The 25,555-nt window shown below is 62.5% G+C and carries 31 protein-coding genes and 1 pseudogene; 8 read left to right on the top strand and 24 right to left on the bottom strand.

Annotation, left to right across the window (positions count from 1 at the left end; translation table 11 throughout):
- Positions 1-85: 85 nt before the first annotated feature.
- The 3 genes from RQ479_RS16320 to RQ479_RS16310 are packed head-to-tail and all read left to right on the top strand — an operon-like array spanning position 86 to position 2,132.
- Complete coding sequence (locus RQ479_RS16320) at positions 86-814, top strand: hypothetical protein (RefSeq protein ID WP_376701824.1); 729 nt, start codon at positions 86-88, stop codon at positions 812-814.
- Positions 811-1,206 carry a phage holin family protein gene (locus RQ479_RS16315; protein WP_292657573.1) on the top strand — a complete coding sequence of 132 codons (396 nt, stop codon included), beginning with the start codon at positions 811-813 and terminating at the stop codon, positions 1,204-1,206. Before RQ479_RS16320 ends, RQ479_RS16315 begins: the two co-directional genes overlap by 4 nt.
- The gene (locus tag RQ479_RS16310; RefSeq protein WP_376701823.1) at positions 1,203-2,132 is read left to right on the top strand and encodes a hypothetical protein; all 930 of its coding nucleotides are present in this window, start codon (positions 1,203-1,205) and stop codon (positions 2,130-2,132) included. Before RQ479_RS16315 ends, RQ479_RS16310 begins: the two co-directional genes overlap by 4 nt.
- Positions 2,133-2,442: 310 nt before the next feature.
- On the opposite strand, the gene RQ479_RS16305 is transcribed toward RQ479_RS16310, so the two are convergent.
- The 10 genes from RQ479_RS16305 to RQ479_RS16260 all read right to left on the bottom strand — a co-directional run bounded on the left by RQ479_RS16305 (position 2,443) and on the right by RQ479_RS16260 (position 11,919).
- Positions 2,443-2,964, bottom strand: a complete 522-nt coding sequence (locus tag RQ479_RS16305; RefSeq protein ID WP_376705955.1) for a ferritin-like domain-containing protein — start codon at positions 2,962-2,964, stop codon at positions 2,443-2,445.
- A 567-nt stretch (positions 2,965-3,531) separates the two neighbouring features.
- Positions 3,532-3,945, bottom strand: a complete 414-nt coding sequence (locus RQ479_RS16300) for a c-type cytochrome (protein WP_376701822.1) — start codon at positions 3,943-3,945, stop codon at positions 3,532-3,534.
- The gene (locus RQ479_RS16295; protein WP_376701821.1) at positions 3,926-4,810 is read right to left on the bottom strand and encodes a cytochrome c oxidase assembly protein; all 885 of its coding nucleotides are present in this window, start codon (positions 4,808-4,810) and stop codon (positions 3,926-3,928) included. The genes RQ479_RS16300 and RQ479_RS16295 overlap by 20 nt, the downstream gene beginning before the upstream one ends.
- A complete protein-coding gene (locus tag RQ479_RS16290; protein WP_376701820.1) occupies positions 4,807-5,148 on the bottom strand; it encodes a hypothetical protein in 342 nt (113 codons plus the stop codon). The genes RQ479_RS16295 and RQ479_RS16290 overlap by 4 nt, the downstream gene beginning before the upstream one ends.
- A gap of 1 nt (position 5,149) precedes the next feature.
- Positions 5,150-5,755 carry a heme-copper oxidase subunit III gene (locus tag RQ479_RS16285; protein WP_376701819.1) on the bottom strand — a complete coding sequence of 202 codons (606 nt, stop codon included), beginning with the start codon at positions 5,753-5,755 and terminating at the stop codon, positions 5,150-5,152.
- On the bottom strand, positions 5,752-7,728 hold the full coding sequence (gene ctaD / locus RQ479_RS16280) for a cytochrome c oxidase subunit I (protein WP_376701818.1): 1,977 nt from the start codon (positions 7,726-7,728) through the stop codon (positions 5,752-5,754). The genes RQ479_RS16285 and ctaD overlap by 4 nt, the downstream gene beginning before the upstream one ends.
- Positions 7,725-8,699 (bottom strand): cytochrome c oxidase subunit II, encoded by a 975-nt coding sequence (gene coxB, locus RQ479_RS16275; RefSeq protein WP_376701817.1) that lies wholly within the window; start codon positions 8,697-8,699, stop codon positions 7,725-7,727. The genes ctaD and coxB overlap by 4 nt, the downstream gene beginning before the upstream one ends.
- Positions 8,700-8,737: 38 nt before the next feature.
- Positions 8,738-9,271, bottom strand: coding sequence for a c-type cytochrome (locus RQ479_RS16270; protein ID WP_376701816.1), 534 nt, complete (start codon positions 9,269-9,271; stop codon positions 8,738-8,740).
- A 1-nt stretch (position 9,272) separates the two neighbouring features.
- On the bottom strand, positions 9,273-10,136 hold the full coding sequence (locus tag RQ479_RS16265; protein WP_376701815.1) for a substrate-binding domain-containing protein: 864 nt from the start codon (positions 10,134-10,136) through the stop codon (positions 9,273-9,275).
- Positions 10,117-11,919, bottom strand: coding sequence for a methanol/ethanol family PQQ-dependent dehydrogenase (locus tag RQ479_RS16260; RefSeq protein ID WP_376701814.1), 1,803 nt, complete (start codon positions 11,917-11,919; stop codon positions 10,117-10,119). The genes RQ479_RS16265 and RQ479_RS16260 overlap by 20 nt, the downstream gene beginning before the upstream one ends.
- Before the next feature lie 316 nt (positions 11,920-12,235).
- Between RQ479_RS16260 and RQ479_RS16255 the strand changes: the two genes are divergently transcribed.
- The 4 genes from RQ479_RS16255 (at position 12,236) to RQ479_RS16240 (ending at position 14,555) form a co-directional block, all read left to right on the top strand.
- Positions 12,236-13,066, top strand: coding sequence for an SIR2 family protein (locus tag RQ479_RS16255; RefSeq protein ID WP_376701813.1), 831 nt, complete (start codon positions 12,236-12,238; stop codon positions 13,064-13,066).
- A gap of 84 nt (positions 13,067-13,150) precedes the next feature.
- Complete coding sequence (locus RQ479_RS16250) at positions 13,151-13,336, top strand: hypothetical protein (RefSeq protein ID WP_292657600.1); 186 nt, start codon at positions 13,151-13,153, stop codon at positions 13,334-13,336.
- Between the two features lie 4 nt (positions 13,337-13,340).
- Complete coding sequence (locus RQ479_RS16245) at positions 13,341-13,976, top strand: LysE family translocator (protein ID WP_376701812.1); 636 nt, start codon at positions 13,341-13,343, stop codon at positions 13,974-13,976.
- Between the two features lie 81 nt (positions 13,977-14,057).
- Positions 14,058-14,555 carry a hypothetical protein gene (locus tag RQ479_RS16240; protein ID WP_376705847.1) on the top strand — a complete coding sequence of 166 codons (498 nt, stop codon included), beginning with the start codon at positions 14,058-14,060 and terminating at the stop codon, positions 14,553-14,555.
- Between the two features lie 41 nt (positions 14,556-14,596).
- Here RQ479_RS16240 and RQ479_RS16235 read toward each other — a convergent pair whose 3' ends face one another.
- The 3 genes from RQ479_RS16235 to RQ479_RS16225 all read right to left on the bottom strand — a co-directional run bounded on the left by RQ479_RS16235 (position 14,597) and on the right by RQ479_RS16225 (position 15,643).
- Positions 14,597-14,896: a DUF982 domain-containing protein gene (locus RQ479_RS16235; protein ID WP_376705846.1), complete on the bottom strand. Its 300-nt coding sequence runs from the start codon at positions 14,894-14,896 to the stop codon at positions 14,597-14,599.
- 69 nt (positions 14,897-14,965) lie between these two features.
- Entirely contained in the window at positions 14,966-15,313 is a 348-nt protein-coding gene (locus tag RQ479_RS16230) for a DUF982 domain-containing protein (protein ID WP_292657606.1), read from the bottom strand.
- A 126-nt stretch (positions 15,314-15,439) separates the two neighbouring features.
- A complete protein-coding gene (locus tag RQ479_RS16225) occupies positions 15,440-15,643 on the bottom strand; it encodes a hypothetical protein (protein WP_292657608.1) in 204 nt (67 codons plus the stop codon).
- 291 nt (positions 15,644-15,934) lie between these two features.
- On the opposite strand from RQ479_RS16225, the gene RQ479_RS16220 reads away from it, so the two are divergent.
- On the top strand, positions 15,935-16,519 hold the full coding sequence (locus RQ479_RS16220) for a sigma-70 family RNA polymerase sigma factor (RefSeq protein WP_292657609.1): 585 nt from the start codon (positions 15,935-15,937) through the stop codon (positions 16,517-16,519).
- A gap of 11 nt (positions 16,520-16,530) precedes the next feature.
- On the opposite strand, the gene RQ479_RS16215 is transcribed toward RQ479_RS16220, so the two are convergent.
- The 11 genes and pseudogenes from RQ479_RS16215 to RQ479_RS16165 all read right to left on the bottom strand — a co-directional run bounded on the left by RQ479_RS16215 (position 16,531) and on the right by RQ479_RS16165 (position 25,472).
- Positions 16,531-16,707 (bottom strand): hypothetical protein, encoded by a 177-nt coding sequence (locus tag RQ479_RS16215; protein ID WP_292657610.1) that lies wholly within the window; start codon positions 16,705-16,707, stop codon positions 16,531-16,533.
- Between the two features lie 177 nt (positions 16,708-16,884).
- Positions 16,885-17,103 (bottom strand): hypothetical protein, encoded by a 219-nt coding sequence (locus RQ479_RS16210; protein WP_023676213.1) that lies wholly within the window; start codon positions 17,101-17,103, stop codon positions 16,885-16,887.
- A 237-nt stretch (positions 17,104-17,340) separates the two neighbouring features.
- A pseudogene (locus RQ479_RS16205) lies at positions 17,341-17,847 on the bottom strand (class I SAM-dependent methyltransferase); the annotation flags it as partial.
- Positions 17,848-18,086: 239 nt separating this feature from the next.
- A complete protein-coding gene (locus RQ479_RS16200) occupies positions 18,087-19,076 on the bottom strand; it encodes a GNAT family N-acetyltransferase (RefSeq protein WP_376705845.1) in 990 nt (329 codons plus the stop codon).
- Positions 19,077-19,083: 7 nt separating this feature from the next.
- Complete coding sequence (locus RQ479_RS16195) at positions 19,084-20,148, bottom strand: glycosyltransferase family 4 protein (protein WP_376705844.1); 1,065 nt, start codon at positions 20,146-20,148, stop codon at positions 19,084-19,086.
- Positions 20,149-20,168: 20 nt separating this feature from the next.
- The gene (locus RQ479_RS16190; RefSeq protein ID WP_376705843.1) at positions 20,169-21,101 is read right to left on the bottom strand and encodes a beta-xylosidase; all 933 of its coding nucleotides are present in this window, start codon (positions 21,099-21,101) and stop codon (positions 20,169-20,171) included.
- A complete protein-coding gene (locus RQ479_RS16185; RefSeq protein ID WP_376705842.1) occupies positions 21,094-21,855 on the bottom strand; it encodes a TIGR04290 family methyltransferase in 762 nt (253 codons plus the stop codon). The genes RQ479_RS16190 and RQ479_RS16185 overlap by 8 nt, the downstream gene beginning before the upstream one ends.
- 2 nt (positions 21,856-21,857) lie before the next feature.
- Entirely contained in the window at positions 21,858-22,658 is an 801-nt protein-coding gene (locus RQ479_RS16180; protein WP_376705841.1) for a nucleotidyltransferase family protein, read from the bottom strand.
- A complete protein-coding gene (locus RQ479_RS16175; RefSeq protein ID WP_376705840.1) occupies positions 22,658-23,761 on the bottom strand; it encodes a glycosyltransferase in 1,104 nt (367 codons plus the stop codon). Before RQ479_RS16175 ends, RQ479_RS16180 begins: the two co-directional genes overlap by 1 nt.
- Positions 23,762-23,775: 14 nt before the next feature.
- Positions 23,776-24,372 carry a histidine phosphatase family protein gene (locus RQ479_RS16170; protein WP_352467989.1) on the bottom strand — a complete coding sequence of 199 codons (597 nt, stop codon included), beginning with the start codon at positions 24,370-24,372 and terminating at the stop codon, positions 23,776-23,778.
- Positions 24,369-25,472, bottom strand: coding sequence for an inositol-3-phosphate synthase (locus RQ479_RS16165; protein ID WP_376705839.1), 1,104 nt, complete (start codon positions 25,470-25,472; stop codon positions 24,369-24,371). Before RQ479_RS16165 ends, RQ479_RS16170 begins: the two co-directional genes overlap by 4 nt.
- Positions 25,473-25,555 lie beyond the last annotated feature (83 nt).

The raw sequence follows: 25,555 nt of genomic DNA, 5'->3' as shown, positions 1-25,555 counted from the left end.
GGCTGGTTAGGCTTCGCTTACCAAAAAAGATGACGTCAGAGGGAACACGGGAAGCACAGGCAAGTTCGGTGCGCAGTGGAGGAGATTGCGCCATGAACAGTGTTATTTATCTCATCGGCCTCGTCGTCGTCGTGCTTGCAATCCTCTCCTTCCTCGGATTCCACTAGGAGACACCATGCAGGACCAGGACGATCAGGGCCGTCAGACGGCCGATTTCGAGACCGCCAGAAGCGAGCTTTCGGAAAGACTACAACGGGAAAAGCAGACCGCGACGGAAGCGCTCCACGATGCGCGTGACGAGATCACCAGGAAAGCCGGAGATTACGCTTCGGAAGCAAAGCAAGCATTGTTCAACAAGGCGGAGGGAACGCAGCGCGACGTGAGCGCCAATCTCAAGGCCTTCAGCGGCGCATTGCGCGCGGCAAGCGAGCATCTTGCCAACAATGATCAACGGACCGCTTCGAAATTCGCCCTTGACGCCGCAGGCGGGCTCGAGCGGCTTTCCTCCTCCCTGAAGGATAAACCGTTCGACGAGGTGCTTGGCGAAATTCAGTCGTTCGGCCGCGAAAACTCGGGGGCGCTGATCGCCGGTTCGGTATTGGCAGGCCTGGCGTTGGGACGGTTCATCAAGAGCTCGCCACCCTCTGCCCAAACCGGAGCACCGGGCCAGTCGGGAACAGGCCGGGCGCCCGAGACGGGTCCTAGCTCGAATGAGTTCGGATGGCGATCGGCAGAGGCCGGTGAGCCGGCCCCGCTAGGATCCGATCAGTCCGGCGATGACTGGGCCAATGCAAGCCTGGAGCGAAACCCATGACTGACAATCAGGACACTCGCAGCCTGACAACCCTTGTCAGCGATCTGGCACAGCAGGTCACAACACTGCTTCAGACCGAAAGCAGGCTGTTGCGGGCTGAAATGTCGGAAAAGGTAAGCAAGGCCGGCGCCGGCGCCGTGGAAGTAATGGGAGGCGCCATTTGCCTGCTCGCCGCCCTGATGGTGCTTTTGCAGGCGCTGGTGATTGCCTTGGCGAGCGCCGGGCTGGGAGCCGGATGGTCCTCGCTGCTCGTCGGCGTCGTGGTGGCAGTACTGGGCGTCATACTCTTGCGCTCCGGCAAGGCAAGCATGGCTCCCTCAGAGTTGACCCCCGACCGGACACAAGACCAACTTAAACGCGACGCACGCGTGATCAAGGAACAGATAAGATGACCGACAAATCCGCAGCCGAGTTGGAACGCGATGCTGATATTGCGCGCGCCAGAGTGGCAGATACCGCAGACTCGATTCGCAGCAAGATGACACCGGGCCAACTGATCGACGAATTCACCGGGATGTTCAGCGGCGAGGGATCCGCCATGCTCAGCAATCTTAAGACTCAGGTCAGGGACAATCCGTTGCCGCTTACATTGGTTGGCGCGGGCCTGGCCTGGCTGATGCTTGGCAAGGGCACGTCGGTAGACAGTTCAGCACTTGGTGCCTATTCGACCGGCAGGGAGCCTGACGGCACCCGAAACTTCTCTGACCAGGGGGGCTTGGGCGGGGCCTGGCAGGACTCACGCGGCGATGAGTACGGTGCCGAGGGCGAAGATTCCGCCGGCTCCATGCTCTCCGATGCCGCTCGTTCGGTTGCGTCCGTGGCAGGGGGTGCGACTGAGGCTGTGGCAGACATTGCGAGCGGCGCCAAAGAAAGATTGACAAGCACAGCCGGGCAGGTCGGCTCGGCCGCCACCGATATCACGGGGCAGGTGCGGCAGTCGGCGCAGGACCTGTTCCAGCGCGAACCTCTGGCAATGGCCGCGGTGGGCCTTGCCGTGGGCACAGCCATCGGCGTGATGCTGCCTCACACCGCCGCGGAAGACGCGCAACTCGGCCCTTACCGCGACAAGCTTCGTGACAGTGCCGAAGAAGTCTTTGAAGAAGGCGTGGAGCAAGCCAAGCAGGTCGCCGCCGAAGCATATGAGACTGTAAAGGAAGAGGCTGACCGACAGGGTTCCAGCGGCGACGCCGACACGTTGGTCGACCGCGTCGAGAAAGTCGTGAAAAAGACGGCAAGCAAGACCGAGGAAGCCATTCGCGATCGTTTGCCGGAGACCGACGAGGCTCCCAAATCGAACGAGTCTCCCGAAACGACGTGATAGCGCTGCGGTCGTTCGTGGCTATTCCAACCGCGGGTCGCCTCGCGGTTGGAACATCGAAGTCGGCTAGGAGTCCGCAACCTTCCGCAGACAAATGTGATCGCGGCGCTCAAGTCATTAGAACCGAGGCGCTCCGGTCCGTTCCGATTCTTCGCTCTGAATCCGTTCGGTTCTTCGGGCTCCATGAAGCGTGTCAGGCCAACGGCATGGCGCGCAGTCTCAGCAGCACTGTCCATTCTGAAAAAAAGCAACCACCCCGTCAATTCGACTGGGGTGGTTGCCAGAAATTCCTCTCGGCCAGCGGGGCGGCCTAACTCTTGGCGGTCTCTCCCGCCTCACGCAGCCTGGCGTATTGCAAGGTGACGCCGCGCAGGTTCTGCTTCAACCAGTCGGCCATTTTCTCTTCTTCGCTGAGATTCTGCTGAAGAGAGTTGGTTGCCTGACCAAACCCTCCGGCCTCGGCGAGTACGAGCAACGAGTTGTAAGCGGCGATCTCGTAATTTTCGAATGCAAAATTGGCGAAGCTGTTCTTGAGGATTTCGTCGCCGGCTACGGAATGTCCCATCGCGGCCATGCTGCCGACCATCGACATAGCCGTATCCTTCAATGTGGAATGGTCCTCACCGAGGCCATCCAGAATGGATTCCAGGCGGGCGATCTGCCCTTCGGTCTCCGTGATATGCTGCTGCAGGCGGTCGGCGACCTGCGGATAGTTCTCGATCCGCTTGACCTGAGGTTTCATGATTGACAGTGCTTGGTTCTCCATGGCGTGGGCATTGCGCAGCCCGACAATGAAGATCGAGCGGGTTTCGGAATTGACATCAGTATCCATAGGATTTCCTCGCGGTTTGACGTGTAGAACCAAACCGTGGCTATGCCGATTTGTTCCTGGCGAGGTGTTGAGTGTCGAGGTTTCACACCTAACCCCGCTCTTCAAGAATGCAGCACAAACAGCTCTCACGACTTGCGGCAGGACGTCGAAAACATAGCCGATGTGCAGGCGCTCGAACGGCGTATGGTAGTCTCGTCCCCACAGGCCGATGTTGACGGTAGGAATGTTGGCCAGCCCACCTGACTCCGGCCAGCGAATGCCGTCCCGCCACATCGGCGTGGTTGCAGACGACGACGTCGAGACCGCACTCGGCCCCCTCGCCAAAGAAGCTCATATCCGAGATGCCCGCGAAACAATCCGCACAGCAGATTGCCGGGCCATAGTGGGCGCTCGCGTTGGCCGCGATGTCCGACGTGATCGCGCGCAGCCTCGCCGATGCGGGCCGGTTCCGAAAGGTTCGTCGGCAAGTAAGGCATCGAGCCGAAGGCGGTGACGATTGCCGGTTCCGGCAAACCGGCATCGGTAGACCGCCGGCAGGGTTTGATCTCGACTAGGCGAGCAACGATGTCATTTCAGCGAGTAGAGGTAGGCAGCGACGTCTCGCGCCTCCTGCTCAGAAATCCTGGTCGAAGGCATTGCCGTATGCGGACTGATCTCCCTTGCCGCACGGATCCAGCGGATCAGGTTCTCCGGCCTATTGCGCAAGACGCCGCCGACATAGACCCGGGTGGCCAGGCTTGCGTCGAGGCGTGGACCGACTAACCCTTGCGCGCCGGGAACGCCGGTGATGGTGTGGCAACCGGCGCAGCCATTGGCCATCATGATCGGAATGGCGCGGGCGCTGACACCGCCGGTCGCATTGTCGGCCTTCTGCTCGACCCGACGGCTTTGCTCGAAGTACAACGAAATCCCGGCCAGGGCTGCAACGAGCACGACAATAACCGCAGCGCCGATTACGGCTTTAGACAGCATGAAGCGCATGCGACGCCTCCCGGTCCTTTCGGCTGCTCGAGCGGATCCACAGGCCGGCCAGCAGCAACGCCGCGCCGCCATAGATCAGGCCGGCTGGAACCCACATGACCAGACCGGCGAGTTGCTGGTCCTCGAGCGGGCTGAGGTTCCACAATTCCGCGCCGGCTGCGTTAACCGGATACCACAGCCTTGGCGAGACCAGGAGCAGTACTCCGAGCAGGCCGGTGTGCAGCGAGGTGAAGAAGAGGTGCATGACCGCGCTGCCACAGGCTTGTTCGCGGCCTGAACGCGGCAGCAGTACCCACCAGAACAGCAGCCCCGTACCGAAGAAGCTGGCATGTTGCGCATAGTGCAGGACACCCTGTGCAAGCGCCGCCTCGAACAGCGCCGGAACGTGCCACGCCCATATCGCGACGCCGTGCAAGAAGGTCGCGGCTACAGGGCGGCTGATGGCGGCCCAAACGGTTCGAAGCACCTTCGCCTGTCCGGCTGCGCCAAATGCCAGCCGCAGCTTGACCGGCAATGCCCACATCATCGCCGCCGCCGGCCGGGAGGCGACCAGCAGGGGTGCCGCCACCGCCATCAACAGCTCGTGCTCGATCATGTGGGCGGTGAAGACGCGCTCGCCCAATGCATGGAGCGGACTGACCAGTGCTGCCGCCAAGATGGCCCAGCCGGTCGCAAACAGCAGGGCTTGCCGCAGCCGCAACGGGCGGCTGCGGGCGCTCCGCCGCCACAGCCGAAAGGCGCCTGCCGCGTAAAGCAGTGCGACCACGGTCAGCGGCAGCGTGATCGGCAACGCCAGCGTCCAGCCGGCCTGCGGGGCGCCGGCACCGTAGCAGATCGAGGTCGAGAAGAGCGCGCCGAAGCTCATCGTAGGCAGCCGTCAAGAATGAGCGAGGCGGCGCCTTGCATGACGATAACCAGCGCAAACAGCACCGCGCTGAGAATGCCGATATTGGCGACGAAATCCTCTGTGCCGCGCGTACGATCCGGTTTAAAGGCGGCGCCACCTTGCTGTCGCGCCCGCCACGAAAGCGCGCCGCCGAGCAAGGCCAGCACTGTCAGCACCAGCGCAATGACCGGTATGACGGGAATACCGTGGGCGCACTGCCACTCCACGAACGCATAATTCAGCTGCGTCGACACCGCCCAGGCCAAAGGCCCGGATAACAGCCCGCCCCATGATGTGCCCAAGCGAAGCGCACGCATCTCAGTCAAGCCTCGGCATCCAGTAGATCAACAGATAGATCGGGATCCAGGTCGCGACCACGAAATCCCAGTAGAAGACGTTGTCGCCAACGTCCCCGAAACGCCGGCCGCTATAGCCATGGCGCGTGAACATCAGGACCGTCAGCACCAGCGTGTCGCCGACGTCGGTAATCAGATGCGTTGTGTGAAGTCCGAGCAGGACCCACAGCATTGAGCCGTACGCATTGGTATCCCAATAAATGTTGAGGGCCGGAAATTCGAACCACCGCACGACAAGCGGTGCGATACCGAGCAGCGACATGACGATCAGGCCGATGCGCACGGGCACCATGGCACAGGCTTCGGCGTAGCGGTTCAGTATGTGATTGGGCACCACGCTGGCGAGCAGCAACAGCGTGACGATGGTGCCCGGCCAATGGTTGGGCGGCGGCACACCCAATGGCCATTGGGGCGAGAGATAGGCGAGGTAAAGATAGGCGCCTGCGGCGAGCGCGAAGCCGGTGCCCTCCAGCGCCATGAAGGAGAGAGTGCCCCACCAGGTCGGGCTGCGCGGTCCGAGTCCGAAGGTTGGGAGTTTGGAAAGATCGACGGCAGGAAGCTGCTTCATTCCTCGTCCTCCGGATCGCCTTTCGGCCAGAACCAGCCGATCAGAGTGATGGCGATCGGCCCGGCTCCCCAGACCACCGCCCAAGGGCTGAAGATCGAATAGAGAAAGGTGGCGCCGATCGCGAGCGCGGCGAACAACGGCCAGATCGACGGTGTCGCCGACTTCTCGCGCACATCGGCATGCGCCTCTGCCACGGTCGAAACAACAAGTTCGCGCACGTCGACGCGAAGCCCGGTCGCGACAGGCAGCGTGTCACGTTCGGCCCAGAGCGGCTCGGCGTGGGTAACCACCGGAATCCGAGCGAAATTATAGCTCGGCGGCGGAGATGTCGTCGCCCATTCCAGCGTGCCCGCATTCCACGGATTGTCCCCGGCCGGGGCACCTCTCGAGGCGCTGTACACCAGGTTTATGGTGAACAGAACGAAGCTCAGGAACAGGACGACCGCGCCGGCTGTGATGAACAGGTTGATGTTGCCCCAGCCGAGCTCCACCGGATAGGTGTAGACCCGGCGCGGCATGCCCCACAGGCCGACAATGTGCATCGGAAAGAACGCCGCATTGAAGCCTATGAAGGCAAGCCAGAAGTGCCAGCGCCCGAGACGCTCGCTCATCATCCGGCCGGTGATCTTGGGGAACCAGAAATAGGTCGCGCCGAGCAGCGGGAATACCGACCCGCCGATCAGCACGTAATGAAAATGCGCGACCACGAAATAGGTGTCGTGCACTTGCAGGTCCAATGGCACCGACGCCAGCATCACGCCGGTCAGGCCGCCTGCAACGAACGTAAAAAAGAAGCCGAACACGAACAGTAGCGGCGTCCTGACTATCGGCTTTCCATCCCACAATGTCGCCAGCCAGCAGAAGATCTGCAGCCCGTTCGGGATGGCAATCAGCATGCTCGATGCGGTGAAGAAGCTCGCGCCGAGCTTTGGCAGGCCCGTTGCGAACATGTGATGGACCCACAGGCCGAACGATAGGAAGCCAACCGAAATCAGCGACAGAACCATGCCCAGATAGCCGAATACCGGACGCCGCGCGAAAGCGGCAATGATCGAGGACACCATGCCGGTGGCCGGCAGGAAAATGATGTAGACTTCGGGGTGACCGAAGAACCAGAACAAGTGCTGGAAGAGCAGCACGTCGCCACCCTCGGCGGGATTGAAGATATGGGTCCCGACCAGCCGGTCGAGGATCAGGAACGTCGACGTGATCATGACCGCCGGCATAGCGAACACGATCACGAAAGAGGTGACCAGCATCGCCCAGACGTAGAGCGGAATCTTGTCGAGCGACATGCCCGGCGCGCGCTGCTTCAGGACGGTGACGATGGTGGCGACCGCGACGGCCAGCGATGACACTTCGGTGTAGGTGATCATCTGCGCCCATACGTCGGAGCGCTTGCCTGGCCCGAATTCAGGACCGGACAGCGGCACGTAGGAGAACCAGCCGACGTCGGGTGCCATGTCGAGTGCAAACGACACCCAGGCGAAGAGGCCACCGGAGAGATAAATCCAGAAGCTGAATGCATTGAGGCGCGGGAAGGCGATGTTGCGGGTGCCGACCATCAGCGGCACGAGGTAGATGCCGGTCGCCTGCACGATCGGCACCGCAAACAGGAACATCATGGTTACGCCATGCATGGTGAACAACTGGTTGTAGCGGTCGGGCCCGATCAGCCCGCGCTCCGGCCCCGACAGTTGGATGCGCATGGCAACGGCGCTGAGGCCAGCGAGGCACAGGAAGACGAAAGCGGTGATCAGGTAGCGCCGGGCAACGATCTTGTGGTCGACGCTCGACAGCGCGCCGATGATGCCCGGCGGCGTCCGCCATGTCCGCGCCAGCCGGCGGTCAAGGCTGGCATCGTCGAGGCCGGTATCGCGAGGACCGTCGCGCTCGGGAGCGAGGTCACCCTTTCGCGCCGCGGCGCCTTGCTGCGCGAGGTCCCGCTCATGGGCCAGGTCGGCGCTGCTCATTTCAGGCCCTCGAGATAGGCGACGATCGCATTCAGCTCGTCTCCGTTCAGTCCCACCACGGGCATGTGGGCACCTGGCTTGATCCCTTGCGGATCGGCTATCCAGGCTGCGAGATTGCCGCGGCTCATCGCCAGCGTTCCGGCAGCGAGCGTCCGCCGGCTTGCGATATGTGTAAGGTTGGGAGCGACCGTACCGCCGGCGATGGTGCCGCCGATCTTATGGCACATCACGCAAGGCCGTTTGAGGAATAGGTCATGGCCGGCTTTTGCCTCGCTAGAGGCAGGGGCGAGCGCCGGCCGCAGCTGATCGTTCAGCCACGCGTCGAAGATGGGCCTGGGTTCGGCGACAATGAAGGTGCTCATATTGGCATGCTGCGCGCCGCAGAACTCGGCGCACTGACCGCGATAGACGCCGGGCTTGTCCGCCTTCAGATCGAGAACGTTCTCGTGGCCTGGAATGAGGTCCAGCTTGCCCGAGAGGTTCGGCACCCAGAAGGAATGGATAACGTCGGTCGAGGCCACTACAAGCCGCACCGGCTCGCCCGCCGGGATGTGGATTTCATTGGCGGTCGTCAGGATGCGGTTCGGCTGGTCGTTTTCGTAGCGCACCTCCCACCACCATTGATGCCCGGTCACCCGGATCGTCAGCACCGCATCCGAGCCGATAGCAGCGAGCGTCCGGTTAGCGAAGTAGCTCAGCAGCGTCAGGCCGACCAGGATCAGGGCGGTAGCGGCGAGTGCGGCGACGACAATTCGCATTTTGCTGCGCTCGGCGGCAGCGTCGAGGACAAGCGGATCGCCGACCGGCGCCGAGCGCCGGGCCAATGGCACGATCAGCACGGCCATCACCAGAAGCCAGACCACCGTGCAGAGTGCTGTGAAGAACCAGATCAGCCACGCAAGCTCACCCGCGGCCGGGCCTTTTGGGTCGAGCGCGGATTGCCAGCCGCTGCATCCTGCAAGGAGCAGCATGCAGGCTGCGCCGCAGCACACCCTGCAAACAAGGCGGTTCACGGCGACTTCCCCAGAGTGGCGGCATCCGGCAGGCGATTTTCGGATGGATGGGGCATCATGTCGTCGTCGCGGCTCGGCGCAGCGGATTTTGGCGCGTTGCCGCTCAACGCGCGGACGAAGGCGGCAAGCTCCCAGATCTGGTCGTCCGGGATCTTGTCGCGGAAGCTCGGCATGCCGTTTGGCCGACCGTCCCTGATCGTGGCGTGGATGCTTTCGATCGAGCTGCCATAGAGCCACTTCTGGTCCATAAGGGCCGGGCCCATGCCGCCACCGCCATTGGCATGGCAGCCGGAACAGTTGAACCAGTTGAACAGACGCTTGCCCTCGCTGAGGTGGAAGGCGTTGGCCTCGAACACGCCGGCCTTGGTGTCGGACGAGGCCGGCCGTTGGCCGCCCGGCTCGAGGGCCGTCACGGCTACCGGTTGGTCGCCCGAGCCGAGCGCCGACTGTGGACGCGTGTCGCGTTCCTCACGCTGGCACCCGGAAACCGCGAGGATTGCGAACACCAGCAAGGGAAGACCGCGCTTCATTTCAAGGCGCTCCGACAGGATCGAGGCGGGGCACCTGGTAGGCCGCCAGGATCGCGTCGATCTCGGCGCGGTGTCTGGTCAGGGCGGCGTTCACCTCGCTGCGCAGCGTATCGTCGCCACGGCGCACGCCCATCGAGATGTCGTAGATCATCGGCAGTTGCGGGCCGTCCACGCGCGGCGAAACCGGCGTGATCCGCAGCGCCACCTTCTGCCTGGATGCGAAGTACCCGGCCAGCGGTCCCCAGACCACGGCCATATCGATGTCACCATTCGCGACCGCCTCAATGATGCGCGCTGGCGGGTTCGGCGCCGAATAGTCGCCATAGACGGGGAAACCGATGAGATGGCCGACGATGCCGCGGCGGCCAAGCGCCTGGACGGGCGGCGAGTTGGCGCCGTCGTCGCCGATCAGTTGGACGCCGATGTGCAGATCGCGCAGGCGAGGATCGTTGAAGGACGTGATTTCCGGCACATCCTTGCGTGTCACGAACACATAGGAAGACCGGTAGTAGGGCGCGGTCGTGCGCAGCATCTCGAGATTGGCGGGCGTGCCGGGCACCAGATCGCACAAGCCGGCTTTCAGCGTGTTGCGGACGAAGCCGCGCCGCTGTGCCCACCACGTGTAGGAAACAGTCGCACCAAGCTCCCGGGCGACGAGTTCGGCAATCTTGTTTTCAAAGCCCTGCCTGGCGGCATTGGAGAACGGCATGTTGTTGGGATCGGCGCAGATCCTCAACTCGCGCGTATCGGCAAGGGTGGCGACAAGCGAGACTGCCAGTGCGCCAACCGCGACGGCTAACCGCCGCGAACGCGTTCTCCGTGGCCGCGCAACTCGGCCGATCGTCTCAAGGCAGCCGGAACACATACAGCGTACCTCCCGGCGTGGTTACATCCTTCAGATCCTTCATGACGTTGACGAAGCCGAGCGCGGCGGTGGCGTCGCGCGGGTCGAGATCGCCGGATACGATCGCGCCGGCCCAGCCACCGACGCCCGAAAGAATCGCGACATATTGGTGCCCGTCCGGGCCGCGATAGGTGATCGGCTGGCCGATGATGCCGGACGACGTCTTGAACTGCCAAAGCAGTTCGCCGGTCCTGGCGCTGACCGCCTTGAACCAGCCTTCCATCGTGCCATAGAACACGACGTTGCCAGCGGTGGCGACGGCGCCGCTCCACACCGGAAAGTTCTCCTTCAGGCTCCACGCCGGCTTGGCGGCGGCGACATCCCAGGCGGTGAAAGCACCGCGATTGCCGCCCGGCCCGGGAATCATTCGCACGTTCATGCCGACATAGGGCGTGCCGGCGATGTAATTTACCTCGACGCCTTCTTCGTCCATGCACATGTTATTGTGCGGAATGTAGAGCAGGCCGGTCTTTGGCGAGAACGCCGAAGGCTGCCAGTCCTTGAGGCCGGACGCGGTCGGGCAGATGTCGCGCACCACCTTGCCGGTGCCGGTCTTCTTGTCCGGATTTACAATCAGCCGGCCAGTTTTGAGGTCGACGCCCTTGCTGGAATTGACTGGCCCGAACGGGACTGCCGACAGGACCTCGCCCGTGGTGCGATCCAACAGATAGACGTAGCCGTTGCGTTCCGGCCGCACCAGCACCTTGCGGGGCTTGCCCTGCCAGGTCATGTCGAGCAGAACCTGTTCGTTGATGCCGTCGTAGTCGTGCAAATCGTGCGGGGTCCATTGATAGAACCATTTGGCTGCGCCGGTGTCGGGATCGCGGGCAAAGATGCCGGCGGTCCATTTGTTGTCGCCGGGCCGCAGATCCGGATTCCACGGACCGGGATTTCCGGTGCCATGGAAGATCAGGTTGAGGTCCGGGTCATAGGAGATCCAGCCCCACACATTGCCGCCGCCGATCTTCCAGGCCTCGGGCGGCCACGACGTCACGCCGAGATCCTTGCCCTTGTCCATGTCGTAATGCGGCTTGAAATCGGGGCCGATCAGCACCTCGGCGTCAGGGCCGGTATTGTAGGCCGTCCAGACGACATGCCCGTCGCCGGCGTCGAGCGCCTTGATCCAGCCGCGTACCCCCATTTCGCCGCCGGAATTGCCGACCAACACTTTGCCCTTCAGCACCAGCGGCGCCATGGTGATGGTCTCGCCGATATTGATGTTGCCGATATGGGTGTTCCAGACCGGTTTGCCGGTGGCCGCATCGATGGCGATGGTATGGCCGTCGAGCGTGTTGAAATAGATGCGCCCGTCGAAGAAGGCCGCACCGCGGTTGACCACGTCACAACAGGCAACGCCCTGCGCCGCGGGCTCGGGATTGGGCTCAAACTTCCACTTCATCGGCGCGCCGGGCTTGGTAAGGTCAAGCGCATAGAGGATGTTGGGAAACGGCGTCACGATGTACATCGTGTTGCCGACGACCAAGGGCGCAGCCTCATGGCCCTTGTTGACGCCCGTCGAGAAGGTGAAGGCCACCTGCAGGTTTTTGACGTTGTCTTCGGTGATCTCCGCAAGTTCGCTGTAGCGGGTCGAGGCGTAGTTCTTTGCCGGCATCGCCCACTGGCCGTCGTCGGGCGGAGCAGCTGCGGCCGGCGGATTTATCGCAGGGCTTGATGCTGGCTGAGCAACCGCCGCGGTTATCAGTGCAAACCCCGCCAGCAGCCTCCATCCCAGTATTGCAGCCATTGGCCTCTTTCCCCTTTTACCAGGCACCCTATTTTTCGCCGCCACCGGTCGCGCTTGCCTCATTTGCTGTCGAGTTGTTCGTGCAGAGCTCCATTAGCTGCAGCTGCGCCGTGTTTGTTGAACACTCTCCAACGCGTGAGCGGCGCAGAAGTGCCAAATGCAACGAAATAAATGTCGGATTCGGTTGGCCAAAAGTCGGCGGCCGGACGCTCGGGACAGCCGATCCGAATGTTCGCACTCAAGTCGGAAGTAAATCTATTCCGGCAGTGGTCCGGGCTCGGCTGGAACGGAGCGGCGCCTATCGCAGTTGTGTCGAATGGCGTCTGCAGTCGAGCAACTGGCTCAATCGGTAAAAGAGCGACGAGCGATCCTGTTCGTTGGAGCCGGGGTATCGATGAGCGTCGGCTTGCCGTCTTGGCAAAAGCTCATCGAGCACATGCAAAACGAGCTCGGCCTCGACGAGGATATGATCGGCGCACCGGAGGCCAGCTATCAGGCCCTTGCCGAATATTACCGGTTAAAGCAGGGGAGCCTCGGCCCTTTGCGCAGTTGGATGGATCGCGAATGGAGCGTCTCACCGGAAAAAGTGCAGGGCTCGGCGATCCACAAGCTCATCGTGTCGCTCGATTTCCCGATCATCTACACCACCAACTATGATCGCAACCTCGAAGTCGCCTTCGAGATCCATGGCCAGCCCTTTGTCAAAGTCGCCAATGCAAAGGACTTGCCAAAGGCCACCGGCGAGGTGACGCAGATCATCAAATTCCACGGCGATTTCGACGACGATAAATCGTTGGTCCTGGCGGAGACCGATTATTTTGAACGGCTATCGTTCGATTCGCCGCTCGATGTGAAATTTCGAGCCGACGCGCTAGGGCGCACCATCCTGTTCATCGGCTACAGCATGTCCGACATGAACATCCGTCTGCTGCTGCATCGGCTTTGGCAGACCTGGCGGCGGTCGGGCTACGAGAAGAACCGTCCGAAATCCTTCATCTTCATGCCGCAGCCAAGCATCGTCCAGGAGGCCGTCCTCGGACGCTGGGGCATCGATATGCTGACCGAGGATGCCGACGATCCAGAGGACGCGCTGCTCGCATTCCTGAACGAACTCAAGGATAAGGTCGACCGACCAGACAGCGACTGAAAATCTGCGGGAGTGACGACGCAGCGGGAACCGGTCGGCCCGATGTGAGTTTGGGGAAGGCTAAGTTATACGGGACCACGCCGTATGAGCGGGCGCAAACACAAACGAAGAGTCGATGACAAAGATTGCCTCTCGGCCGAGCAGGTCTATGAGATCAATTTCTTTGCCCGCAGGTGCGGCCTGACCAGGGACGAAGCGCTCAAGATGATGCGAGATGCCGGCCGGTTGAAGGGTGGTGCGAAGCCGTCTTACGAAACCGGGTCGAAGTAGCGGCATGGATATCGCCTCGTGGGCGGCCTTTCTCGGGACGGTCATCCTGATGCAGATGCCGCCAGGGCCTGACAGTCTGCTGGTGATGGCGCGCGGCATCGGACAGGGCCGTGCCGTTGCCTTGTTCACCGTCCTCGGAATGACCCTGGGCGCCGGTATGGTCCAGCTGCCGCTCCTTGCCCTCGGCATATCGTCGCTGCTCCAGGCATCGCCCCTTGCCTTTGCGATGCTTCGCTGGATGGGCGCGGCCTATCTCGTTTGGCTTGGATCACGCATGGTATTATTGCGGTCGGACAGCGTCGCTGTCGAGGAGCCTGGGGCCGTTGGGCCGCTCGCGGCTGCGCGCGAAGGGATGATCGCCAATCTGATAAATCCCTGGCCGATAACCTTTATGGTGGCATTCCTTCCGCAGTTCGTCGATCCCGCGCGCGGATCGGTCACGCTGCAATTGCTGCTGCTCGGTGGTACCCAGAAAATGACCGGTGTGCTGGTGCTGGGGGCATATGCGCTCGCATCCGGCACGCTCGGGGCCTGGATCATGAAACGACCGATGGTAAGGCTCTGGCAGCAGCGGGTGGCAGGCTGCTTCGTCGTCGGTCTCGGTATCCGCATGGCAGTCGGTGGTGGCGCGCACCGCTGAGGATCGAGCGATGCACCGGCCGCCGATGGAACATCCGCCGACAATTTTCGTTGACATGCTCCACAAGGCGAGAGGTCGAACATGTCGAACTTCCAAGCCGCCACCCCGGAGCGTTTGCAGCAGCTCAGGCTTGAGGCGACGGCGCACTTTGCGCCGCTCATATTGCGCGAGGCGTTGGTGCGTCTATGCCGGGCCTGCGGAAGCGATAGCCTTGAACGTTTCGAGAAGACCATGGTAGATCAAATCGAGGCATCGCGTGACGACAAAGCCGATTTCGATGCAATGAAGGAATTTGCCATCGAACAGCTCTATGGCTGGATTCGAGAAGTCAAGTCTTCACCGGACATGACACAGCCGCTGGAGAACGTAGATACTCGAAGGACCCCCGGCCGCTCTGAAGAGCCGCAAACGCTGGAAGACCAGTTGCAGGCAGGCCTGGAAGATTCCTTCCCTGCGAGCGATCCGCCGGCCGTCGTCTCCACCACGATCCCCGGCGGATCGAAGAAGCTCGTCGGAACCGACGAGGTCCTCAGGCAGCAGCGCCAAAAAAAGGCCGAGAACGCCAATCATTCGCGATAAACTAAGCTTTGGACGGAACTGCGGGGAGGCAGCCTGGCGGTTTACCCGCTGTCCGACAAGAAGGCTGTCAAGCCACGCGCGTCATGCGGCTCGCCTTCGACAAGAATGTTCGCTTCCCAAGCGGCATCGACAAATGCTTGCCGCGCTTTGCCGGCCGTAATTTCACCGGTCCGGGCGCGATTCAATACATCAGCCGCCACCAGCGCCAGTGGGGCATTGCGCGCCGGCCATTTCTCGCTTTTCAGGCAATATACTGCTTCGAAAACGGAACTGACCAATCGCGATCGCCCAGGCTTGCCGAAATAGATGCAAACAGGAGTATCGAATTCTATTCTCAGCACCTTATTCCTCCCGGTTCAAGCAAGCGGGCCGGTTCAAGCAAGCTGGCCGGTTCAAGCAAGCTGGCCGGTTCAAGTAAGCTGGGCGTCCCCAGGGTCTACAGGGCCGTCCGATGGGCGTTTCAGCCAAACATCGTGGGCCTTCGCAGGTGTTTTGGGGCGTGCTGGTGTTTCGGCTGCGATATCGTGGGCCAGAATGCCCGCCTTGCGGGCGAATGTATCGAACGCCGCGCGCACCGTCTCGACGTCGACCTCGTCAGCTAGCCCGGCGCGACAGGCGTCGAACGCCGCCTTGTGCGCCGGACCGCGGCTCGGCCATTCATTTAAGACGTCATAGGCCTGCCAGATGTTTTCGACATAGCGAGGGAAACCAAGGCCGACGAGAATTGGAACGGGGCGGCCAAACGATCTTTTTGTCATCTGTGTCTCCGCGAAAGAGCCTGTCGCATCAACGCTCGGGGCGGACACGAGGCCCATGCTCCTTAACGCGGGATTGCTGCACAGGTTGCAGCGGGTTTGTTCGATCGTGCGCCGCCGGTCCTGGCGTCACTTGTTGGTCCGCATCTTTTGGCGAGGATTGATACCGCCTTGTGGCGTGGTGTCGTTCTCGACATCGCCTTCGAACGTGTTGTTGCCCTGGTCGAGCCGGTCGCCCTCCTTGATCGTGCCCCTGGAACTGCCGATGCCGGGATCGTTGGCAAGATCGCTATCGGCCGGCGTTTTGCCTTTGGCGTGCTTGTTTCCTGTCATGGACTCCTCCTGTTTCTTGAGGTGGCGGGCCGTCCTTGAGGTCGCGGCCAAGGCTCGCTGCGAAACCGCGTTTCGACGCGCCAAATGGCGGCGCCCCGAATTGTCGGACGACCTTGATTTGAACTCCGCGATCCCGGTGGTTGTTCCGTCAAAAATATCGCCGCCGGCCGGGCTGCCCAGCCAAGCCGCTCCGGTTCTTGGTTGGGTGATTTCGCCCACCGGAACGATCTTTCGCCCAATGCATTTAACAGGTCTGCGCTCACGAACTCATTCTGGACGGGAGCTGGACCATTGCCACCCACAGCCTACGCCTTCGCGACCCGCGAAACCGAAGAAGTTTCCATCGTCCACCTCATACCCGCTTTAAGGGCTTTCGCGCGTACTTTCTGCCGCACTCCCGATGATGCCGACGACCTGGTCCAGGAGACGCTGACCAAGGGGCTGGCCAACATCGACAAGTTCGAGGCTGGAACGCGTATGAAGTCATGGCTCTTCACCATCATGCGCAACACATACTACACGCGTGTCAGGGCCGCCGTGAGGGAAGCGCCCGGCCTGCTCGACTGCGCTTCCCTGCGGCCGATCTCGGAAGCGACGCAGGAATGGTCCATACAGGGCAAGGAAGTCCACCAGGCCATCCAGAGCCTTCCCGAGCACCAGCGCGAGGTTCTGATGCTGATAGGCGTGCTGGGCGTCAGCTATGAGGAGACGGCCGAAATATGCGGTTGCGCGGTGGGAACCGTGAAAAGCCGGCTCAACCGCGCACGCGCCGGCGTGCTGCAATACCTTGGCGAAAGTTCCTCGCAAACGCTGATGGAAAGGCGCAGCTATCTATCCGAAGGACAACTGGACTTCGAAGCCGAAAGGCGCCGCTAATACATGTCACGCTAATTACTGGTTTCGCGCAATCGTCTTTCCACAAGCGCGTTCTGCAATTCGATCGCAAGTTTGGTCAGCCGGTCAGGAACCCTTTCCTGTTCGATGGCCGCAAGCAAGGAAGCGATTTCCCGGTCTATCGTCAGATCGGCACGCGTGGTGACGGAATCTTCCCTTGAGCGAGACATCGCGTTCTCTTGGCAAATGTTGGTCCCTTCACCTCACTCTGGTGGCAACAGTGCGAGTTTGCAAGAATTTGCAGGCCAGCCATGCGACCGGCTTCGGTCCCTTGAGCTTCGTCAGCGGTTGGGCTCTCGCGGCGTTTCAATTGCCCGCCGGCCGCAAGCCACATGCTGCCGCAACGATCAGTCTTCAGGCCGCCGATCCGCTGAATGATCCTGGTACTGCTCGGACTTGACCCGATTGCCGTCGAGCCCACGCTCCTTGGTATGCTGCTTCTTGTCTCTGTTGGACAGAACGGCGTTCTCTCCGATCTTGTCCTTGGGAAGATCGGTCATCGCGCCTGCGCCAGCGCCTTTGCCGTGACTGCCGCGACCGATGTGCTTCTTGCTGCCGGACGCCATCTTGTCCTCCTTCATACTGTCGAGCGGCTTTTCCCGTTCGGCATCCGAACCAGCGTTGGGCCGCAATGTTCCGCCGGAAATCGTAAGCAGGAAGGCATCGCCATCCCAGTGCCGGAACGGCTTTTCGCCGTCGACGAGGACTTGCATGCCATTTGCATTGGCGAAGTTATGAACGTCGGCGCGATCCAGCGCCGGCGATCCGCGATATGAATAATTCAAGAGCACCGCCATGCCCGGCCTCTTCAGCACGCGCGCGATTTCCATGAAGTGTCGTTCCGCGAGGCCGGCCAGCACCAGATAGGGAAAGCTGTCGACGGCCAGCACGCGGTCGAAGCTGGCATCGCGAAAATCGGCAAGATCGAAACCGCGGGTAGGGCGGAATTCCACATTGCCGAGCCCGGCGCATCGCCGGCGGGCGATCGAGATCATCGCTCGGGATATATCGCTGCCGACGATCCGGTGCGACAGAGCGGAGAGCGCCTGTTCGAACCGACCGATACCACAGCCGATATCCAGTATGTCGCGGCTGGTGCCGGTAAAACCTCGCCTCTCCAGCCATGCAACGACCTCAGCCGTAGCGGCAGAGAGCTTTTCCTCATTGCCCAGCGACGACAGCTGGACGCTCGCCGCCGGTGAGATCGCCGCCGCCGCGTCAAACCCGGCCGCCAGCCGCTTGACGACCGCATCGTCGGTCTCTCCCTCACCGCGTTCGTGCCGAACGGCACCACCCGTTTTGCACAGCATGGCGAAGATCTCGGGCCTGCGCTGAAGCAGGTCCGCAATCCGTTGTAGTTTTGCCGTCTTTCGCGGATCGGCCGAGTGCGTGTTTTGCACGATCTTCGCCAGTTCTGCGGCATCGATTCCTGTCTCGAAACGGAGAGCCAGCCTGGCGATGACGGCTTCGGCGCCGGCACCGTCTGCCATGCAGTCCTCCAGCACCCGCCTTGCCGATGTCGACCGCCGCGATCCCGGCTGGGTCGCGCTCATCGCCGTTTGCTCCGCGTCCAGATCTTGCGCATCGTCCACCGGTCGACGGCGCCCCAGCTGTATTTGTAGGCCTCTTGTCCGCGCAGAAAATCGAACTCTTCCGCGCCTTCGCAGATCGCCTGCCTTATCGCCTGGCCGATGAGCAGCGCGCCGGGACTTTCCTCCGCATAGGCCGGATCGAAGCCACCGAGATAAGCGTAGGCGCGGCCACGATGATGGAACCCGTAATAGGCGCCTACGATCGCGTCACCGATGGTCATAAGCCAGCATCGGGCAAGCACTTGTGCGACCAACTGCGGCAGTGCCTGACGGTGGAATTCTTCCACGCGGGTATCGGACAGAACGCCGTCGCCGTGTCCGGCCCAGCGCGCGCGGTGAAGGCGGATCAGGTGATCGAGGAATGTCTGCGGATCGGACAAAGCGGGTTCGATGCGGACCCGGCCGCGTCTCGACGCGGCCCTGTGGGCGCGGCGCAATTGGCGCCTCCGCCGCGCCGGAACACAGCCTTGAAGGGTCTGGTCGCCGGCGAGAGCGAGCACCGGGCAAGCGGCGTGGTCGACGGCTTGGCACGATTCGAGCGCGGCATGCCTGATGGCAAGGCCAGCGCCGCCGGGAGGCAGGTCCTGCAAGATCCACTGTGACCAGCCGAGGGAAAGAACCGTGTCGGCGATGGCGACGGCGACCGGTTCGGCGGTTTCGGGAATACAAAGGACATCCAGATAGTCGCTCAACGAAATGCCGAGCGGAAGCAGCCGCGCCCCGGCGGCCTGGCATTCCAGATAGAGTGGCGCTAGGCCGACCAGATCGTCGCCACGCAAGACGGCGACCGTGGCGAGCTCGCCGGGAGCGAATGTCCGCCACCATGGCAGCAACCATGCGGGAGACTGGAACGGCGTCGCCGAGGGACTGCGCGACCAGAGTTCCCACCAGTGCGGCTCGAGGGCTTCGAGGTCCGCCGGATGGTCGATAATCTCGCTGCGGAGCATGTCCCGCTCACCTCGCCGTTGCGAACTGCCCGCTGTCTGTGCCGAGCCGTGCCAGCGCCCGATAGGCGTCCATGTAGGAGGAAACCATGCGGTCGAGTGAAAAGCGCCGCCGCGCCTCGGCCCGGCAGGTCTCGGGGTCGAGGTCGCGTGCGGCAACGATGGCTTCCGCCATCTCGTCGACATCCCCGACCAGATACCCGGTCTTGCCATGCTCGACCACATCCGGCAGTGCGCCATTCGGGAAGGCCACCACGGGGGTGCCGCAGGCGAGCGCCTCCATGGCGACGAGCGAACTGGTTTCCGCCGCAAGGCTCGGGATGACCAGGCAGCGGGCTGTGTTCAGCAGGCGCCGCTTGGCGACAAAGCCGAGCGGACCAAGGAAGCGGCGCCGGTCGTCCAGCCGGGGTTCGACCTCGTCGCGAAAATACGCGGTGTGGGTTTCGTAGGGGTAGACCTTGCCGCCGACGACCAGCGGCACGCTGGCCTTCTTGGCTGCGTCCAGCGCCAGATGGATGCCCTTTTCCGGGCAGACGCGGCTGAGCACGAGCGCAAAGTCGCGCTTGGCCTGCCGCTCACTCAGCGCATCGATGTCCACTCCGTTGGGGATAGGTTCGATGAGCCTGGCTCCCGGTGGCGCGGTTCTTTGCTGAGCCGCCGATACCGCATGCAGCCACAGATCCTCCCGCGCCGGATTGAGAGCGTCGGCCGGATACCAGTCGAGCGGCAAATGCAAGGTCACCAATGTCGGCCCGTCGCCCGGCAGATAGGCATCGAAATCGATGCCATGCAAATGGACCACGTCGATTGGCCAGCGAGCGCGAGCGGTAGCAATTGCGGCGCGATGAGCACGCTGCGCCCGGCGCTTCGCCGCTTCATCGAGCACGCCCGGCTCGGCCGGCGTCTCGATGAGAGTGCCCGCAGCGCTCGAGCCCTGGCAGCCGATCACGATCGAACGGTGTCCGGCCTGTACGAGCGCCTGGTCGAGCATCGACAGCACCTGCTCGGCGCCGCCGACCGCATCCGGCCCGACCGGGGCGAGGGGATAGGCGACGTTGAGGACGGTGAGCGTCATGGCTGGAGAGCCAAAGCTCCTCACGCTGCAGAGGCGCGCAGCCTACCGGCGGAAGGGACAGCGATGCTGCCGGCATAGCGGCGCGTCATTGCCGCGCAGAACTCGGCGAATTCCTCAGGCACCAGTGGCGGACTGCTGTGGTGCGGCATCATTCCGCGGTGTTCCGGCGTGAAGCAGAAGGTGACCGTCACGTCGAAGTCGGCCAAAGCCTCCATCTGCCTGTCGAACCAGTCAAGCGCGTTGGGCCTGAAGCTGTCGGCCCAGGAAAGCCCGGTGCGCAGATTGGTGACGCCGAGCCGTTTCATCCAGGCAACGGCGTCGTCCAGCCGGTGATCTTCGAAATGGAACCACTGCACCAGTCCCATTGCCGGCGTGTGGTGCAGGAACTCCTCGAACGCGGGCTTTGGCGTGCCGTCCTGGCGAAGCAGGCCCATGTAGAAATGGCGGTAATAGGAAGAGCCTTCCGCCTCGCGATGGCGCGTCGTCGCTTCCCACTCGCGCGGCAGGTCGTAGAGGCTGTACCATTGGATACGCGGTGCGTTGCCGATCAGCAATTCCGCGGTCCGGCGCAGGCCCCAGACCTGTACCTCCTCGGCGCCGAAGGTCGACACGCCGACCTCGCTGACCCATACCGGAAGATCGGTAACAACCGAGATCTCGCCGATCTTCTGCGGCCATTCGTGGATCTGCCAGAGGTTCCAGTCGAGCGGAAAGCCGTGCACGGCGACCGCGTCGACATGATCGAGCACGCCGAATTCCTTCATCCGTGTCATGAAGCCGGCATCGATCGGCGAGATGCCGCCAAGGACTTTGGTCAAGGCGGGATTCTCCGACGCGATCGCGTCGGCGGCCAGGATTGCCGTAGTGGCGAAGCGGCTCCAGTCGGGGTCGAGCTCGGGATCCCAGTGGGATTTGTTGTTGGGCTCGTTCCAGATCATCGCGGCTTCAATCATTTATCTGTCCTTTCGACGGGTAGACGGCGCCGCCGCCGGCCGGCGCGTCGGCAGTGCGGCAGAAATAGACCTCCTGCTCCGGTTGCAGCACGATCTCGAAACCGGCGCTGCGCAGCATGGCTTCGGTGCAGGCACGGTTGGGAATCCACCAGTTGGTCGGGTCGTCGGCGTAACGATGCTCGATGAAATGCAGCTTTGGGAACTCCGGCCGGTCGAACAGGTCGTGGGTCCAGAAATGATAATTCTGCTCGAGTGCCGGCACGTTGGTGCTGCCGCGCTGCATCGACTGGAAGATCATCAGGTCGTCGGCGACATGCTCCCGGATCAGATCGAGTGCGAGCAAAGGATGGCGCAAATGGTAGAGCACTCCCATGAACAGCACGATGTCGAACCGCTCATGCAGGGCGCCAACGTCGTAGACCGAGAGCTGCCGGAATTCGATGTCGCAGTCCGCTACCTCGGCGGCAAAGCGCGCCTGCGCCAGGTAAGCCTCATCGAAGTCGATGCCTAGCACGCGGCCGGCGCCACGGCGTTTCATCTCGATCGAGTAGAAACCCGCATTGCAGCCTATGTCGAGCACCGCCTTGCCGGAAAGATCGGCGGGAATCGCGTCGGCGAATTTGCGCCATTTGATCAGCGGATAGTTGCCAAGGAAATGGTCGGGAGCGGTTTCGATGCCGGCCAGTTCCATGTTGTGGAACCATGGGCCGAGCGCATCGATACGGCGGCGGATTTCGGCATCGGAATGCAGCATGGCTAGCCTCCTTCGCCTGCGAGGATAGGAACGTGCTGGTGGCCGGGCAGCGTAATGGCGGCTTGGTCGTCCTTGGTACCGGCGGCGCTTTCAAGCAGGCGAAGTGCGGTGCGGTAGCCGTTGAAGGTGCCGACGTCGACATAGGCGGTGCCAGCCTTGATGCCATAGGCTTCGCCTCCGGCGGCGAGATAGGCATTGACCAGCGTGCCGATATATTCGTCGCACCGGTCCCGTTCCCGCCACAGCGCGCCGAGCTGGTGAAGAGTGCGGCCGGGCATCTTGAACGCACCCCAAATCCAGTTCGATTGGGCATTCTGCTGCTTGACCTGGATTTGCTTCACCCGGCCGTCCTGGTCGACAACGACGGCATCGAAGAACTCCGGCTGGTCCACCGGAAACAGCAGGAAGGACAGGCCGTCGTCCGGGAGGGCCAGGAAGCCGTCTTCGGGAAACCAGATCGTATCGGGCAGCCCGACCAGAACGGTCTCGTCTGCCGCGACGAGCGGTGCGGCGCGGAAGATGGCGTCGCAAAGGCCGACCGGAGACGGCTGCACCACAAACAGAGCGGCCGCATCGGCATAGCCGGCAGAATAATATTCGAGGATATCCGACTTACCCGAGCCGATGACGAAGCAGATCTTGTCGGCCCCTGCGCGCACCATGCGGCGCACCAGATATTCGCTGACCGCGCAAGGCCGTTCGGTGTTGCCGTCGATGCGGCTGCCGACCGGCAGAAGCTCCTTCGAAAAGCCGAGCGGCTGGATGCGGCTTCCCCGTCCGGCTGCGGGCACGATGCCCAACATCAAACTGCCTCCTTCAACGGCTCGCCAAGCGTGGAGCCGTGCAGTGCATCGGACAGGATGCGGTCGAATTCCTTCGCCCGCCGCGCCGAGGTGTGTTCGTCCAGTACCCGCTCGCGCGCACGGCGCCGGATCGCGTCAAGCTCGGCGTCGGACAGGTCGAGCGCGGCGACCACGTCGTCGGTGCTGTTGGCCACGACGATCTCTTCACCGGGCCGGAAAAAGGCCTCCAGTCCGGGCCATGTGTCGCTCACCATCGCAGCACCGCAAGCGGCGGCTTCGAATAGCCGGCCGGAAGGACACCAGCCCCTTTCGGCCATCGCCTCGCGGGTCACGTTCAGGGTCAGCCGTGATGATGAAAAGAAGGCGGGGTGGTCGGCTGGCGGAAGATGCCGGACGAAGAAGATATTGTCGCTCCACGGGAATTCTTGCGGATATTGTGCGCCGCCGATAATGAAACGGCGCTCCGGCAGGCGCGCAGCCGGACTGACCAGCAGCCTTTCGACCCCGGCCTGGCGGTCTGCCGCATAGGTCCCGAGATAGGAAAGGTCGCCGGCAAACTCCGGCTTGGGCGGGGCGGGCCGGTGTCGCTCTGGATCAACATGGCCGTAGAGCGGCATGACGCGGCGTGCACCCAGCATCAACCTCAATGCGTCGATCGCGGTTCCTCCCGTATAGCTCAGCACGAGATCGAAATCGCGAAGCCCTTCCGGCCCGAAATAAGCCGGAGGCTCACCTTGTTCGATCCGCGCCAGCGTCACCGGCGTGTCCAGATCGTAGAAGACCTTCAGCCCGCGACAGGCCTGCTGGGCAAGGCGCGACGCGCTCACGGCATCGGGGCAATAGGAGGTGACGATGACGACATCGGCCTCTTTCATCGCCTGCTCGGCAACGCGCTGGATGTCCTGCCAGTCCGGATAAAGGACAAGGCTGCCGCCATCCAACTGGTCGAGGTCGCGCGTCCCGGCATAATAGGGAGTGTTGCGTTCGAAGAAGGTGATGGACCAGCCCAGCCCGGCCATCGCCCGGATCAATCCGCGCCACAGCGTGGCGTGGCCGTTGCCCCACGACGATGTCACGGTAAGACCGAAAATGACCATGCGCATCCGACAATTCCTCGTCAGGCAGCTTCGTTGAGTCTGATCAGCTTCGACCCCCAGTCCCCCCAAACAACCGTGGTGATCGACGCTGGGTCGATATCGAAGCGAAAGCAGTTTCCCAGCGACAGGCCGAGCACTTTGCACACCGCGGCCTTGATGACGTCGGCATGGCTGACCAGTGCGACGCACTGGTTCTGGTATGTTCCGCGGACCTGCTCGATCAGCGAGACGACGCGTTGCTGCACGTCCAGCATGGTCTCGCCGCTCGGCGTTCTCGCCTGCTGACGCTGGTCGTTCCACGCTCGCCAGTCGGCATCCTGGTTCAGCTCCTCGAAGGTCTTTCCCGACCAGGTGCCGAAGTCGATCTCATCGAGTTCCTCGCGGATCACGATTTCACCGGCATTGCAGGCGAGCGCGATCGGATTGGCCGTCTCCTGCGTCCGTTCGCGCGGGCTGCAGAAGATTGCCGCTATCGCCTCGCGTGCCATGCGGTCAGCCAGATGCGAGGCCTGTGCCCTGCCGGCTTCGCCAAGGCACACGCCAGCCATCCGTCCGGCAAGATAACAGCCGACATTGTCGTGCGCGGCGTGGCGCACCAGAAAGAACGTCGTCGTCATTCCGCGGCATCGAGCATCGGCTCGTCCTTGCCGGCGATGAAAGAGAGCGTGCGCTGGCGGGCTTCCGCGTCGGTGAACTGCTCGGGCGGCGATTTCATGAAATAGCTGCAGGGACCAGTCAGCGCGCCCACGATACCGCGGTCGAGCGCCAGCTTGGCGCAACGCACCGCATCGATCACGACACCGGCCGAGTTGGGCGAATCCCACACTTCCAGCTTGAGCTCGGCATTCAGCGGTACGCCGCCGAAGGTCGTGCCTTCGACCCGGATATAGGCCCACTTGCGGTCGGTCAGCCATGGAACATGATCGCTTGGCCCGACATGAATGTTGCCGGGCTCCAGGGGAACGTCGATCTGGCTGGTGACGGATTGGGTCTTTGAGATCTTCTTCGATTCCAGCCGCTCGCGCTCAAGCATGTTGAGGAAGTCGGTGTTGCCGCCGAAATTGAGCTGGTAAGTGCGATCGATGCGCACGCCGCGCTCGCGGAACAGGTTGGCGAGCAGCCGGTGGACGATCGTCGCACCGACCTGGCTCTTGATATCGTCGCCGATCAGCGGCAGGCCGTGCTGCTCGAAGCGCCGGCGCCACTCCGGCCGCGAAGCGATGAAGACTGGTATGCAGTTGACGAAGGCGCAGCCCGCCTCGAGCGCGCACTCGGCATAAAAGCGCGTTGCCTCCTCCGAACCGACTGGCAGATAGGACACCAGGATTTCGGCGCCGCTTTCGGCGAGGATCTTGCCGACGTTGGCGACCGGCTCGTCGGCCTCCTCGATCTCGTCGCGCAGATATTTGCCGATGCCGTCCAGCGTCGGTCCGCGTTCGACGCGAGCGCCGGTAGGCGCGACATTGGCAAAGCGGAAAGTATTGTTCGGCGCGCTGTAGATCGCGTCTGCCACATCGCGTCCGACCTTGCCCTTGGCGACATCGAAAGCGCAGACCACCTCGATGTCCTTGACATGATAGCCGCCAAGATCGGCATGCATCAGCCCGGGTATGGGCTCATTGCTCCTTGCGTCGCGGTAATAGGTGATGCCCTGAACAAGGGAGGAGGCGCAGTTGCCGACACCGACTATACCGATTCGAACTTTCTTCGAGCCCACGAAACCGCTGCCTATGCTGTTGAAGGTAAGTTCTTCGTGCCAAACCGCCTTCCTCCCGGATTGTTCCTTGCCTGCTGCAAAAA

Source organism: Mesorhizobium sp. ISC25 (assembly GCF_042295465.1).
GTDB lineage: Bacteria > Pseudomonadota > Alphaproteobacteria > Rhizobiales > Rhizobiaceae > Mesorhizobium.
The sequence above is the reverse complement of the archived record's forward strand: the minus strand, read 5'-3'. Positions and strand labels throughout refer to the sequence as shown.

What these genes read in the sequence shown, in the direction of transcription:
- RQ479_RS16215 (WP_292657610.1), bottom strand. Translation starts at nt 16,707, where the DNA reads ATGTCTCGCTCAAGGGAAGATTCCGTCACCACGCGTGCCGATCTGACG.
- RQ479_RS16250 (WP_292657600.1), top strand. Translation starts at nt 13,151, where the DNA reads ATGAGCGGGCGCAAACACAAACGAAGAGTCGATGACAAAGATTGCCTC.
- RQ479_RS16300 (WP_376701822.1), bottom strand. Translation starts at nt 3,945, where the DNA reads ATGCGCTTCATGCTGTCTAAAGCCGTAATCGGCGCTGCGGTTATTGTC.
- RQ479_RS16210 (WP_023676213.1), bottom strand. Translation starts at nt 17,103, where the DNA reads ATGGCGTCCGGCAGCAAGAAGCACATCGGTCGCGGCAGTCACGGCAAA.
- RQ479_RS16230 (WP_292657606.1), bottom strand. Translation starts at nt 15,313, where the DNA reads ATGACAAAAAGATCGTTTGGCCGCCCCGTTCCAATTCTCGTCGGCCTT.
- RQ479_RS16190 (WP_376705843.1), bottom strand. Translation starts at nt 21,101, where the DNA reads ATGATTGAAGCCGCGATGATCTGGAACGAGCCCAACAACAAATCCCAC.
- RQ479_RS16225 (WP_292657608.1), bottom strand. Translation starts at nt 15,643, where the DNA reads ATGACAGGAAACAAGCACGCCAAAGGCAAAACGCCGGCCGATAGCGAT.
- RQ479_RS16315 (WP_292657573.1), top strand. Translation starts at nt 811, where the DNA reads ATGACTGACAATCAGGACACTCGCAGCCTGACAACCCTTGTCAGCGAT.
- coxB (WP_376701817.1), bottom strand. Translation starts at nt 8,699, where the DNA reads ATGCTGCTCCTTGCAGGATGCAGCGGCTGGCAATCCGCGCTCGACCCA.
- RQ479_RS16170 (WP_352467989.1), bottom strand. Translation starts at nt 24,372, where the DNA reads ATGACGACGACGTTCTTTCTGGTGCGCCACGCCGCGCACGACAATGTC.
- RQ479_RS16310 (WP_376701823.1), top strand. Translation starts at nt 1,203, where the DNA reads ATGACCGACAAATCCGCAGCCGAGTTGGAACGCGATGCTGATATTGCG.
- RQ479_RS16185 (WP_376705842.1), bottom strand. Translation starts at nt 21,855, where the DNA reads ATGCTGCATTCCGATGCCGAAATCCGCCGCCGTATCGATGCGCTCGGC.
- RQ479_RS16240 (WP_376705847.1), top strand. Translation starts at nt 14,058, where the DNA reads ATGTCGAACTTCCAAGCCGCCACCCCGGAGCGTTTGCAGCAGCTCAGG.
- RQ479_RS16255 (WP_376701813.1), top strand. Translation starts at nt 12,236, where the DNA reads ATGGCGTCTGCAGTCGAGCAACTGGCTCAATCGGTAAAAGAGCGACGA.
- RQ479_RS16285 (WP_376701819.1), bottom strand. Translation starts at nt 5,755, where the DNA reads ATGAAGCAGCTTCCTGCCGTCGATCTTTCCAAACTCCCAACCTTCGGA.
- RQ479_RS16265 (WP_376701815.1), bottom strand. Translation starts at nt 10,136, where the DNA reads ATGTGTTCCGGCTGCCTTGAGACGATCGGCCGAGTTGCGCGGCCACGG.
- ctaD (WP_376701818.1), bottom strand. Translation starts at nt 7,728, where the DNA reads ATGAGCAGCGCCGACCTGGCCCATGAGCGGGACCTCGCGCAGCAAGGC.
- RQ479_RS16290 (WP_376701820.1), bottom strand. Translation starts at nt 5,148, where the DNA reads ATGCGTGCGCTTCGCTTGGGCACATCATGGGGCGGGCTGTTATCCGGG.
- RQ479_RS16260 (WP_376701814.1), bottom strand. Translation starts at nt 11,919, where the DNA reads ATGGCTGCAATACTGGGATGGAGGCTGCTGGCGGGGTTTGCACTGATA.
- RQ479_RS16270 (WP_376701816.1), bottom strand. Translation starts at nt 9,271, where the DNA reads ATGAAGCGCGGTCTTCCCTTGCTGGTGTTCGCAATCCTCGCGGTTTCC.
- RQ479_RS16195 (WP_376705844.1), bottom strand. Translation starts at nt 20,148, where the DNA reads ATGACGCTCACCGTCCTCAACGTCGCCTATCCCCTCGCCCCGGTCGGG.
- RQ479_RS16175 (WP_376705840.1), bottom strand. Translation starts at nt 23,761, where the DNA reads ATGCGCATGGTCATTTTCGGTCTTACCGTGACATCGTCGTGGGGCAAC.
- RQ479_RS16180 (WP_376705841.1), bottom strand. Translation starts at nt 22,658, where the DNA reads ATGTTGGGCATCGTGCCCGCAGCCGGACGGGGAAGCCGCATCCAGCCG.
- RQ479_RS16295 (WP_376701821.1), bottom strand. Translation starts at nt 4,810, where the DNA reads ATGAGCTTCGGCGCGCTCTTCTCGACCTCGATCTGCTACGGTGCCGGC.
- RQ479_RS16305 (WP_376705955.1), bottom strand. Translation starts at nt 2,964, where the DNA reads ATGGATACTGATGTCAATTCCGAAACCCGCTCGATCTTCATTGTCGGG.
- RQ479_RS16245 (WP_376701812.1), top strand. Translation starts at nt 13,341, where the DNA reads ATGGATATCGCCTCGTGGGCGGCCTTTCTCGGGACGGTCATCCTGATG.
- RQ479_RS16200 (WP_376705845.1), bottom strand. Translation starts at nt 19,076, where the DNA reads ATGCTCCGCAGCGAGATTATCGACCATCCGGCGGACCTCGAAGCCCTC.